The sequence below is a fragment of the Acetobacter sicerae genome, assembly GCF_011516765.1.
Taxonomy (GTDB): Bacteria; Pseudomonadota; Alphaproteobacteria; order Acetobacterales; family Acetobacteraceae; genus Acetobacter; species Acetobacter sicerae.
On record NZ_JAAABN010000042.1, the window covers coordinates 1 to 8,984 of the forward strand.

18 protein-coding genes are annotated in these 8,984 nt (G+C 56.3%); 5 read left to right on the forward strand and 13 right to left on the reverse strand.

Going from position 1 to position 8,984, the window contains the following annotated elements; all coding sequences use genetic code 11:
- Positions 1-89: 89 nt before the first annotated feature.
- The 11 genes from GVI59_RS18030 to GVI59_RS18895 all read right to left on the reverse strand — a co-directional run bounded on the left by GVI59_RS18030 (position 90) and on the right by GVI59_RS18895 (position 4,945).
- Complete coding sequence (locus GVI59_RS18030; RefSeq protein ID WP_173575435.1) at positions 90-857, reverse strand: hypothetical protein; 768 nt, start codon at positions 855-857, stop codon at positions 90-92.
- Positions 858-861: 4 nt separating this feature from the next.
- Positions 862-1,707: a hypothetical protein gene (locus GVI59_RS18035; RefSeq protein ID WP_173575436.1), complete on the reverse strand. Its 846-nt coding sequence runs from the start codon at positions 1,705-1,707 to the stop codon at positions 862-864.
- On the reverse strand, positions 1,707-2,009 hold the full coding sequence (locus GVI59_RS18040) for a hypothetical protein (RefSeq protein WP_173575437.1): 303 nt from the start codon (positions 2,007-2,009) through the stop codon (positions 1,707-1,709). The genes GVI59_RS18035 and GVI59_RS18040 overlap by 1 nt, the downstream gene beginning before the upstream one ends.
- Positions 2,010-2,118: 109 nt before the next feature.
- Positions 2,119-2,472 (reverse strand): hypothetical protein, encoded by a 354-nt coding sequence (locus GVI59_RS18045; RefSeq protein ID WP_173575438.1) that lies wholly within the window; start codon positions 2,470-2,472, stop codon positions 2,119-2,121.
- On the reverse strand, positions 2,472-2,918 hold the full coding sequence (locus GVI59_RS18050; protein WP_194299185.1) for a hypothetical protein: 447 nt from the start codon (positions 2,916-2,918) through the stop codon (positions 2,472-2,474). The genes GVI59_RS18045 and GVI59_RS18050 overlap by 1 nt, the downstream gene beginning before the upstream one ends.
- Complete coding sequence (locus GVI59_RS18055; protein WP_173575439.1) at positions 2,918-3,478, reverse strand: DNA cytosine methyltransferase; 561 nt, start codon at positions 3,476-3,478, stop codon at positions 2,918-2,920. The genes GVI59_RS18050 and GVI59_RS18055 overlap by 1 nt, the downstream gene beginning before the upstream one ends.
- Complete coding sequence (locus tag GVI59_RS18060) at positions 3,478-3,690, reverse strand: hypothetical protein (protein ID WP_173575440.1); 213 nt, start codon at positions 3,688-3,690, stop codon at positions 3,478-3,480. Before GVI59_RS18060 ends, GVI59_RS18055 begins: the two co-directional genes overlap by 1 nt.
- A gap of 40 nt (positions 3,691-3,730) precedes the next feature.
- Positions 3,731-3,997, reverse strand: coding sequence for a DUF2312 domain-containing protein (locus tag GVI59_RS18065; RefSeq protein WP_173575441.1), 267 nt, complete (start codon positions 3,995-3,997; stop codon positions 3,731-3,733).
- Entirely contained in the window at positions 3,994-4,545 is a 552-nt protein-coding gene (locus GVI59_RS18070) for an NUMOD4 motif-containing HNH endonuclease (protein ID WP_173575442.1), read from the reverse strand. Before GVI59_RS18070 ends, GVI59_RS18065 begins: the two co-directional genes overlap by 4 nt.
- A complete protein-coding gene (locus GVI59_RS18075; RefSeq protein WP_173575443.1) occupies positions 4,545-4,772 on the reverse strand; it encodes a hypothetical protein in 228 nt (75 codons plus the stop codon). The genes GVI59_RS18070 and GVI59_RS18075 overlap by 1 nt, the downstream gene beginning before the upstream one ends.
- Positions 4,769-4,945 (reverse strand): hypothetical protein, encoded by a 177-nt coding sequence (locus GVI59_RS18895; protein ID WP_206752381.1) that lies wholly within the window; start codon positions 4,943-4,945, stop codon positions 4,769-4,771. The genes GVI59_RS18075 and GVI59_RS18895 overlap by 4 nt, the downstream gene beginning before the upstream one ends.
- A gap of 344 nt (positions 4,946-5,289) precedes the next feature.
- Between GVI59_RS18895 and GVI59_RS18085 the strand changes: the two genes are divergently transcribed.
- The gene (locus tag GVI59_RS18085; protein WP_173575411.1) at positions 5,290-5,466 is read left to right on the forward strand and encodes a hypothetical protein; all 177 of its coding nucleotides are present in this window, start codon (positions 5,290-5,292) and stop codon (positions 5,464-5,466) included.
- On the opposite strand, the gene GVI59_RS18090 is transcribed toward GVI59_RS18085, so the two are convergent.
- On the reverse strand, positions 5,463-5,657 hold the full coding sequence (locus tag GVI59_RS18090; RefSeq protein ID WP_173575410.1) for a hypothetical protein: 195 nt from the start codon (positions 5,655-5,657) through the stop codon (positions 5,463-5,465). The two genes, GVI59_RS18085 and GVI59_RS18090, sit on opposite strands and share 4 nt — an antisense overlap.
- A 199-nt stretch (positions 5,658-5,856) precedes the next feature.
- Between GVI59_RS18090 and GVI59_RS18095 the strand changes: the two genes are divergently transcribed.
- On the forward strand, positions 5,857-6,360 hold the full coding sequence (locus tag GVI59_RS18095; protein WP_173575445.1) for a hypothetical protein: 504 nt from the start codon (positions 5,857-5,859) through the stop codon (positions 6,358-6,360).
- 162 nt (positions 6,361-6,522) lie between these two features.
- Here the strand turns inward: GVI59_RS18095 and GVI59_RS18100 are convergent, their stop codons facing one another.
- Positions 6,523-6,729 carry a transcriptional regulator gene (locus GVI59_RS18100; RefSeq protein WP_173575446.1) on the reverse strand — a complete coding sequence of 69 codons (207 nt, stop codon included), beginning with the start codon at positions 6,727-6,729 and terminating at the stop codon, positions 6,523-6,525.
- Positions 6,730-6,812: 83 nt separating this feature from the next.
- Between GVI59_RS18100 and GVI59_RS19525 the strand changes: the two genes are divergently transcribed.
- The 3 genes from GVI59_RS19525 to GVI59_RS18115 all read left to right on the forward strand — a co-directional run bounded on the left by GVI59_RS19525 (position 6,813) and on the right by GVI59_RS18115 (position 8,854).
- A complete protein-coding gene (locus GVI59_RS19525) occupies positions 6,813-7,130 on the forward strand; it encodes a helix-turn-helix domain-containing protein (protein ID WP_173575447.1) in 318 nt (105 codons plus the stop codon).
- A 217-nt stretch (positions 7,131-7,347) separates the two neighbouring features.
- Entirely contained in the window at positions 7,348-7,722 is a 375-nt protein-coding gene (locus GVI59_RS18110; RefSeq protein ID WP_173575448.1) for a hypothetical protein, read from the forward strand.
- Positions 7,723-7,792: 70 nt separating this feature from the next.
- Positions 7,793-8,854, forward strand: coding sequence for a coiled-coil domain-containing protein (locus tag GVI59_RS18115; RefSeq protein ID WP_173575449.1), 1,062 nt, complete (start codon positions 7,793-7,795; stop codon positions 8,852-8,854).
- The last annotated feature ends 130 nt before the right edge of the window (positions 8,855-8,984 follow it).

Here is an 8,984-nt window from a genome sequence, read left to right on the forward strand (position 1 = left end):
AAACGGCCTCTCCACTGCAAGGAGCGCATCGGTCACCCACTCCGGCTCCTGATACCAATCGTCATCGTTACGCTCGTATCCAGACGCCCTCATCGCCCCATCCCCATCACCTGCCTCACCATCGCGGCGCGTTTGCGCATCTCCTCGACCCGCATTTCGGTAACGCGGCGCTTCGGACCATCCAGCGTCGGAATAACCCCCTCCAAGAAATCCGCCAGATCGTCGCCTGATAGGTTCTCGGCGCCTTCCGGCACCCAACTACCAAACTCGGCGATTGCATCCTCCAGAGCCTTCTGTGCGGCCTGTTCTGCGCGGAGTGCTTCCAGCTTGGCGGCGACGGCGGCGCATTCCTCGGCGGACGGCTTGTGGCGGGGTGGCTCATCGGGTGTCCGCTCGACCGCTGCTACGATACGCCGCGCTCCAACGATCTGGCGCTTTGCCCGCTCACCGAATGGCTTGAGATGCGCGTAAAGCTCCGCAATTGCTGGCCACCAAGTGCCTTTCTCGCCCTGCTTGACCCATGCTTTCCGCGCTTCCTCGTTGAACGCGGCGGCTGGCACGTCGTCGCAAATATCCGCCGCGAATTGCGCGAATTGCCAGGCATCCCCCTTCGACGCGGGGGCGTTTTTCACCAGTGGCGCCAGCTTTTTGAGCCACGCCACGATCAGCGTCGGAGCTGCGGGAGCCAGCATCAGATCGGCGGTTTCGAGCGTAGCGCGGGCCTCAGCAACCCGGCTCGGCGTCAGGTCTCGGCGGTTCAGTTGCGTGCCGGATGCCAGAACCTCAGCGACAGCAAGGAGATCGTTGGACGGCTGAAAAAACCGCACTGGAGCGGCGTTTGTTGTGACTGCGTTCATCGCCTCAAACCCCCTCGATGTCCGGAACGCCGGCCCATGCGTTCCTGACCGCCTGCTGCCTCGTCGTCCCGGACCCTCGGCTTCGAACCGCCCCCTCGATCCACGCGACCGGGTCCGCCGGCCGGACGTCCAGCGCCCCGGAAATAGCGGAATTGACCACGGCGGCATCGTCTTTCGCGGTTTTCAGCCATCGTCCAAGCAGTGCTCGGGATGCGGGCTCGGGCTTGCCGGTCAGGGCTCGAACGCCCTTCAGGCCAGCGGTGAACAGGGTTGTCCGGGCATCGGGTGGAACGGACGGCTGCGGCAGCAGGATCTCGGTGGGGCCGGTGAAATCCTCGATGTCGGTCTGGGCGTCGGGAGCCGGGCTGGGCGCGTCGTCGCGCCGTTCCGAAGGAACGTTTATACTTTCATACCTTCCTACCTTCCTACCTTCTGCGGAGGAATTTCCGAACTGGTTCGGAACTGGTTCGGAACTGGTTCCTTCTTCACATTTAGGGCAGATGCTTTCTGAGTGGCAGTATTTCCGAACTGGTTCCGGCATTGGCACGAACCGGGTAGGTTTTTTTGCCCTCTGCCATTTACCGAAGTTCCGAACTGCGCCGTAACTCCTTCCTTCAAAGTCATATTTCTGGACGACATCATTCGCCACCAGCTCATCAAGAACTGGAGAAATATCAATGTTATCGGCGGGAAAAATCCGAGCCTTCAAAACGATAGGCTTCCATTCGAAGCCGCCACCGTCATCAGCGTGACTCCATATCCCAATCAGCAACATTCTGGCGGCCATAGAGAGAGCCATGAAGGCATCGTCTGTATAGAGACCGGGATGAACACTCCGGATGCGCGCCATTATTCCGCCACCTCGTCAGAAAGATCGCGCCTCTCGAACGCAACCCAATCGACCATGCGCGGATGACCGGTCGCTTCCGAGATTGTTTTCGTGGCCAGCCAGTGCAGAGACCGGTATCTCACGCAGGCCACCGTGCCTCGCATCATCAGAACAGGCGCATCATTGGCGCCAGCCTCAACGAGTATCCTTGCCAGTTTGCAACTCGCGCCATTCCGGCTCGACGCCTCAAACTTTCCGAACCGCGCAATATCCATTCCGTCCGCGCGCTGCGTCATCTGGAAGCGGTATTCTTTGATAATCATCACATCACTCCATATCGGAGCGAAGTCGCACCACACCCATCGTTGACAGGCGGGCAGCGTATCCGGCATGTACCGGATCAGCCGCGCAAGGGTACGTTCCTCGCGTTGGTTAGAGGGCCGGTCGAGTGCTTCCAACACTCCCGGCCTTCGCTGTTTTTGGTGTAGCACGGACCGGCGCGTCCCGGAAAGTATCGGACAGACGCTTCTCTGCATATTTACCGGCGATATCGATCAGTTTCCCGATCTCATCGTGGTCCATGTCCAGCATATAGATCAGGCGCAGCAGCATCAGGCCGCCTGGAACGTGGCCGTTGCGTAGGAAATAATACGTATTACCCGAGGAACCTATGCTCAGCATGAAATGCCCTACCCCAAGCCCGCTCTTTTTCTGCGCAGCCTTGAGGACCTTGAATAATGCTGCCGACAAACGTCGCGCTCCGTCGCCTTCTGGAATTCTTGCCATCACGCAATCTCCTCGATCAGCACTTCGGTCCTCTGATCTGCGCGCTTACATTTCACGCTGGACACGACGAGCAGGCAGTGCGCCGGGCTGTCGTCCACAATCAGCCCCACTCCGAATTTGTTCTTCACCTTTCCGCCTGCCAGAAGCTTCGGCGATGTCAGGCAGTCGAGAAGATCCTTCACGCCGCCTTTCAATCCGTCATCGTCAGGAGTGCCGGACGAATAGCGCGTGATCGTCACACGGGCTTTCTTGAACGGCTCGGCAGGTTTCTGACCAACAATCTCGCCCGCGATGAAAGCGGCTGTCCGGCGCTTGTCCTGTGACCGGAAACGGTAATGTTTCCGCATCAGGACGTTCAGGAGCGGGGTCATTTCCGGGAGTGTGAACGCCACGGTGCGCGGCTTCGTCTCGGGGTAAAGCAGCGCATCTCCGTTGTATCCGAGCATCACGCGTATCCCCCCCACTGCTGGGCCATCGCTGCCGCAATGCCTGGATATGTTGCGCTCCTGAGTTTTCCACGATCCACTGAAGGAGGCATGCGGTGAATGCGATTTTCCCGGCCATCCACAATATCTGTGGGCTGGAGTAGGGGCAGCCCTTTCAACCAGAGACAGGTCGCCTTCGTCTCGCCATGACCATATTCCCACGGCTGGATTATCTGGTCTGGCTTGCGCCACAACGAAGACATGATGCAGACCGGATTTTCGATAGCCACACGGGGTATCGCCGTTTTTGTGAGACTCATGAAGAACGACACTGCTGCCTGCTGCCTGCCGTCCAGACGCTTCTCAGCAAAATGTCGGGCGCCCGAGACAGATAGGTCCGTGCAGGGAGGATGAAATATCGCCATATCCCACGGGTAATCCAGCACATCACGAACATCACCTTGGTAGTGCGGCCCCGCGCGATCTGTAGGTAGAATATCGCATGACATGGCATCATGGCCGAGAGCGATAAAGGCATCCCGAACGACGCCGCTATATTCGCATCCAATGAGAACGCGCATCAAACGAACCTCCCCACACAATCCCGCTTGAGAGCAGCGATCTTCCGATCTCGGACACGAAGTTCGTCTTTCAGGGTGGCGATCTCCCGCTCCTTCGCGGCCACGACACCGAGGAAGCGCGCGTTTTCCATCTGAAGCATCGCGTTTCTGCGACGAATAATTATGTTCTCATCAAGTAATGACGCATTCTTATTGAGCAGGTGCGTGACCATGCAATTATCTACGCGCCTCATGAGACTTTTCAGCATCGCCCTACATCCCCAACGCTTTTTTGTAGATATCGAGCAGCGTTTCCTGCTCTTCGATCTCGGACGGTTCTTTCTTCCGCAGACGGATGATCTGCCTGAGCGTAGGCACATCGAAGCCTGCGCTCTTTGCTTCTGCGAAAATATCCTTGATGTCGCTGGAGAGAGCCTTGCGTTCGCTTTCAAGGCGCTCAACTCTTTCTACAATCGAACGCAATCTTTCAGTCGCGATGCCGCCAACGGCTATCGCACTGTTATGGCCGAGATCGCTCATACGTGCCTCCATATCTTATTGCGTTGGATCAGGCTGATGGTGCTGGTGGAAACATTGAAAGAATGCGCAATATCCACGCATGTTTCCCCGCGCATCAGTCTAACTCTTATTTTGGGGATATCGTCTTCGTGCAGTTTTGCATTTTTTACTGCGCTCCCACATGTTTTGGTTCCGTGGCGGGATCGGTCTGCTTGGTTTTCCGCTAGACTTGCCCAACGAAGATTATCCGCACGGTTATTTGTTTTATCACCATCATTGTGGGCTAGAATGGCACCCTCAAAAGGTGGAGTCCCAATAAAAGCTTCTGCTACTAGCCGATGAACCCGTCGGGTCTTAACCCCTCCATCCGCACACAAACTTATGTAGGCGTACCCATGCGTCCATGACTGCATGATCTGCTTCCCGCTCCCGGCGCGACGCACTTTCCCATATGAAGACACTTCATATTTTGGAAATCCTTCTATTGGACGCCACATTTCCTCTGCGCACACCATCGAGATTATATCCGAAAGCTTTAATTGCATTCCATCTGCTGAGGTGTAGGTCATCAGATTTCATCCCTCAGATAGTATTCTGCTGGCGGCTGGACGCGGACGATCCCAGCAGCACGCAGCACCTCCTCGCTAAATTCCTCATCGGCATTGAGTTGCTCGCTGAGACGCCTGCGGTCGATACCAATCGACCGGGCGGCTGCTGCTGTGGATCTGAAACTGTCCGCCCATTTCCGGACAATACTGAAGGCGTCCATATCGTTTAGCGTGTTTGAGCGGGTCATTTCTTCACCCCTTCCCGCTTGATCACGAGCGCAGCCCGATAGCTCCTCAAAACAACCTCGATCCCATCCGGGAAGACGATGATCAGAAGCCAGCCCAGCCGGTAGACCTTCGGCGGTCCGGCATCGGTGCCGAAGCCGCACCAACCGAAGTCGATGCCGTATCCTTTTGGCATTTACCCTCCTCGACGATACGGAATATTTCATCCCGCAATTCGTCACATTCCTGCATTAATCTGATGAGTTCAGCACCGCGCGGGGCATTGATCCCATCAAGCCAGTTTTGAACCGTGCGTGGCGTCGATCCGACAGCCTTCGCCAGCAGTTTCGATGCGTGGCGCAGGGGCCCGTATTTACGACGAAGCACCCCGGTCACGGTTTCGGCGTAGGTCATGGCGTCCACGATGCTCATGCGACCTCCCCGAAAATCTCGGTGAATCTGTACGCTGTTTTTCCACATTCACTTTCTCCATTCTCAATCTCGCCAGAGAAGAGAACGGAGAAACAAAACATGGAGGTGATGCACGAATACGACCAGGAGACGGATCCCCCGATCGCACAGCCCATCATCGCGCAGTCGCTGGTAACGGCTGCCCGAACATGGGCCGCGCTGCATCCGGGTGCCTCACTGAGGGACCGGACGCATCTGGCGGCTAGGATTGAATTGGAATTGCTCGGGGGCATGGCGTGCGATTAGAGCCGCTTGGCGCAGTAGATGGACGTTGCACCGTCTTTCACGACCCGCACGGCGCAACGTCGCTCATTCTTCCACTGCTGCAACAGCATGTAGGTGATCGGCTCGCCAGCTCTGGTTTTGGCGAGCGAGAACCATTGGCCGCCCTGTATTGCGCCCACCTTGCAGTATCCGGCAGGGATATCGGCGCTCATCACTCCCCTCCCCGGCAGAACGCCGCAAACAGGAGGCCCGCGACGACAGAGAGAACCGTCCAGAGCGTGACTGTGAGGATGATTGCTGCGGTGAGGCTCATTCCCTGCCCTCCCCGTCATCGCCTACGCTCTTGGCGCGTGAGGGAGCCGCAACCTCCCCCACGCTTTCATCACCCGTTGCAACCGAGGATGAATTGGTATGAGCGAAAATAAACCGATGGTTCGGAAAGAGATCTGGTTCCCCATTCTTCAGGAGCTTGGGAAAGATCCGTCCGATCTCATCGTGGATAGGGATGCAGTCCAAAAGCCGGAAGTAACGGATGACGAGTTTTTCTCGAACCTTTGTTACTTGCGCGACCACCGCCTTTGCGAACCGTTCATTCAGCAGTCCATGGGCGGTCAATGGTCGTGGGGAGGCGCTCGCATCACAACGAGGGGAATTGACTACCTCAGTGAGGATGGCGGCCTGACCGCCGAACTTGGAATAGTCGCAGTTAAGCTGGACGCCGACACCATCAAGGCTCTGATTTGCATGGCCGTCGATAAATCTGATGCCAGCGAAGAGAAGAAAAGCAAAATCAAACATGCGGTCCAAACCCTTCAAGGCGAGGCCCTGAAATCAGTAACGGGGGAGTTGGTGAAGAAAGGTCTTCAGAACGCGCCGGACGTGATCCAGTGGCTCGGTACAGCTTTCGGTTGTTGATTCCGCCTGAGAACTCAAAAGAAAGCAGAAGCTGAAACCCACCAACGTCGAGCAGCGCATCAAAGCCAGCCACAGGAAGCATCGGCGACCCGGACAGGAGCATGAGCATGGAGCCGACATTGGTGGTTTCGAACCAGAGAGCATCCGCTTGGGCAAATGCTCTCATGGCTGCGCCTCCTCGCGGCGGAAGAGGTCGGGGCGGAGTTCCTCGCGCGACAACCCGGTTGCCTGCTCAATCTCCACAACAAACTCGGCAGGAACCTTGTCCCACTGAGAGACTGCGCCCCTCGTTATCTTGAGGGCTTTTGCTATCCGGGCAGACGCGCCTCGCGTAGACCGAACAAGCTCAATTCCAACTGGATTGCTCATGAGTGCTGCTTAGCATCACTGAGCGATAAAAGGCAAGCGTTTTGCTCAGTGCTATTAAGCAGACACAAAGGCACTATGCCCCCATGACACCGGGCGACATAATTAGAACAGCAAGAAATAAGGCTGGCCTTAGCCAGAGAGCCCTTGCGAAGATCCTGAAGGTCAGCGCTGGGGCTGTGGGGCAATGGGAAACCGACCTTACTCTACCCACCCAAGAAAATTGGGCAGCGTTAAGGGCGGTGCTTTCTATCCAAGATAAACTCGATCCAAGCGACTCCTCCCCATTCGGCGGTCAGGTCATCGAAGATCCTGACGAACTTGCCCTTCTCAGATTTTGGCGATCTCTCACCGACGAAAAAAAGCGTGCCGTCATCGACCTCCTCCACATAGGAAGACGATAAGGCGTTCTGATTCTCAGGCGATTCTCCCATATCCGCGCCTCGCGTGTTCTGTGTTTGTTCTCATATATACTGATTTGTCTCACGAGATTAGACAAAATCACGGATAACTGATGCTTAGAAAAATGCTCAGCGCCGCTAATTTTTTCTCTTGACCGCTTAGCGTGACTGAGCATACATTCCCCTCATCAACACGGCACCACACGCCTAGGAGGATGGGATGGCACAGGTAGCGCAGATCAGCGGATCGCCCCTTTCGAAGATTGACCCAAAATATATCGGTCAGCGCGGAATGGTTATTGGATACGCGCCGAACGGCGAAATGCGAGACAATGCTGTCGCTCTGCTGCTGGCGAATGGAGAGCGTCTTATCTTCGATGGTGAGGACGTGTCAGTTCTTTCCACCTTAGAGGATGGCGCTCGCTCTTTCGCTCTGACGCTAGCCAATACGAAAGGCCGCAAGGCTCCGAATGACGATGACTTCAAGATCGCTCTTGAGGCTCAGAGGATTCATAGCCCGAACCCCTACACAGACGCAGACCGCGATCGCGATATTGCGTCGATATTGAACGAAAATCACGCAGTCGCCGCCTGATCCCACTGCCCTACGAGGGCTTCGGTCCTCGCCTGGTAGCCGGATACGGCAAGTAATGGAGGAAATACAGATGAGCGGAAGTGAAGTCGCTGTTCTGAATACTGGCGCATTGGTTCCAGCAGAGGTGTTTCGTGAGGGCGGAATTGAGGCGTTGCTTTCCGATGTGGAAAGCCGCGTTCGCGCCATACCAACCGACGCCACGACAGAAAAAGGCCGTAAGGAGATCAAGTCGATCGCCTATCAGGTATCGCGTTCCAAAACAGCTCTCGAGAAAATGGGCGATGATCTGAAGGCAGATGCGAAGAAGACAGTCGATCTCGTGAACAAAGAGCTTCGTACTGTTCGTGAGCGTATGGATGGTCTTCGGGATGAGGTCCGCAAACCTGTAGATGAATACGAAGCTCGTGAAACTGCACGAACAGACGCACATAAAGCAGTAATTCTCGAGATTGAGGCGCTTTCCCGGTTTGATGAGGACCCTTCTGTCGAGATCGTAAAGAGCCGACAGGATCGGCTGACAGAATTGTCCGGTCGTGATTTCGAGGAATTTAGTGCGCGGGCAAAGCTTGCTGTCACGAATGTTACGGAACAACTTGAGGCACAGAAGGAAGCCGCTATTGCCCGGGACGCACGCGAGAAAGAAGAGCGTCGTCTGGCTCAGGAAGCCGAGTTGAAGCGTCGACTTGAGCAGGAAGCGGCTCAGCGCGAGCGTGAGAAGAAGATCGCTGCCAAGGCGGCAGAAGACGCGCGTATCGCTGCTGAAGAAAAGGCTGCACGCGAAAAACGAGAACTCGAGATTCAGGCTCAGGCGGCGAAAAACGAGGCTGAACGGGCAAAGCGTCAGGCGCTGCAGGATGCCGAGCAGGCAGAAGCAGATAGGCTCGCGGCAATAGCAAAGGCCGAGCGTGAGAAGCAGATCGCAATCGAAGCCGAGCGAGCGCGCGCAGCAAAAGAAGCTGCTGATCGGATCGCCGCAGAAGAGCGACGCGCAGCAAACCGCGCTCACTGTGGAAAGATAAATCGTGAGGCGGCAGCGGACCTATCGGCTTTCGGTCTGACGGACGAGCAGTGCAAGGCAGTCATCACCGCGATTGCTCAGGGAAAAATCCGCCATGTTTCAGTCAAGTATTGAGGGGAGCCGCAGCATGAGAACCACGATGACCGCGCTGAACTACGCACTCACCCACCACGACTGGCCGATGGCTGAGCGTGCGGCAGGAGATCTTGTCACACAGAACGCAGCGCTGCTCGCTGAGAACGAC

What these genes read in the sequence shown, in the direction of transcription:
- GVI59_RS18030 (WP_173575435.1), bottom strand. Translation starts at nt 857, where the DNA reads ATGAACGCAGTCACAACAAACGCCGCTCCAGTGCGGTTTTTTCAGCCG.
- GVI59_RS18035 (WP_173575436.1), bottom strand. Translation starts at nt 1,707, where the DNA reads ATGGCGCGCATCCGGAGTGTTCATCCCGGTCTCTATACAGACGATGCC.
- GVI59_RS18040 (WP_173575437.1), bottom strand. Translation starts at nt 2,009, where the DNA reads ATGATTATCAAAGAATACCGCTTCCAGATGACGCAGCGCGCGGACGGA.
- GVI59_RS18045 (WP_173575438.1), bottom strand. Translation starts at nt 2,472, where the DNA reads ATGGCAAGAATTCCAGAAGGCGACGGAGCGCGACGTTTGTCGGCAGCA.
- GVI59_RS18050 (WP_194299185.1), bottom strand. Translation starts at nt 2,918, where the DNA reads ATGCTCGGATACAACGGAGATGCGCTGCTTTACCCCGAGACGAAGCCG.
- GVI59_RS18055 (WP_173575439.1), bottom strand. Translation starts at nt 3,478, where the DNA reads ATGCGCGTTCTCATTGGATGCGAATATAGCGGCGTCGTTCGGGATGCC.
- GVI59_RS18060 (WP_173575440.1), bottom strand. Translation starts at nt 3,690, where the DNA reads ATGGTCACGCACCTGCTCAATAAGAATGCGTCATTACTTGATGAGAAC.
- GVI59_RS18065 (WP_173575441.1), bottom strand. Translation starts at nt 3,997, where the DNA reads ATGAGCGATCTCGGCCATAACAGTGCGATAGCCGTTGGCGGCATCGCG.
- GVI59_RS18070 (WP_173575442.1), bottom strand. Translation starts at nt 4,545, where the DNA reads ATGACCTACACCTCAGCAGATGGAATGCAATTAAAGCTTTCGGATATA.
- GVI59_RS18075 (WP_173575443.1), bottom strand. Translation starts at nt 4,772, where the DNA reads ATGACCCGCTCAAACACGCTAAACGATATGGACGCCTTCAGTATTGTC.
- GVI59_RS18895 (WP_206752381.1), bottom strand. Translation starts at nt 4,945, where the DNA reads ATGCCAAAAGGATACGGCATCGACTTCGGTTGGTGCGGCTTCGGCACC.
- GVI59_RS18085 (WP_173575411.1), top strand. Translation starts at nt 5,290, where the DNA reads ATGCACGAATACGACCAGGAGACGGATCCCCCGATCGCACAGCCCATC.
- GVI59_RS18090 (WP_173575410.1), bottom strand. Translation starts at nt 5,657, where the DNA reads ATGAGCGCCGATATCCCTGCCGGATACTGCAAGGTGGGCGCAATACAG.
- GVI59_RS18095 (WP_173575445.1), top strand. Translation starts at nt 5,857, where the DNA reads ATGAGCGAAAATAAACCGATGGTTCGGAAAGAGATCTGGTTCCCCATT.
- GVI59_RS18100 (WP_173575446.1), bottom strand. Translation starts at nt 6,729, where the DNA reads ATGAGCAATCCAGTTGGAATTGAGCTTGTTCGGTCTACGCGAGGCGCG.
- GVI59_RS19525 (WP_173575447.1), top strand. Translation starts at nt 6,813, where the DNA reads ATGACACCGGGCGACATAATTAGAACAGCAAGAAATAAGGCTGGCCTT.
- GVI59_RS18110 (WP_173575448.1), top strand. Translation starts at nt 7,348, where the DNA reads ATGGCACAGGTAGCGCAGATCAGCGGATCGCCCCTTTCGAAGATTGAC.
- GVI59_RS18115 (WP_173575449.1), top strand. Translation starts at nt 7,793, where the DNA reads ATGAGCGGAAGTGAAGTCGCTGTTCTGAATACTGGCGCATTGGTTCCA.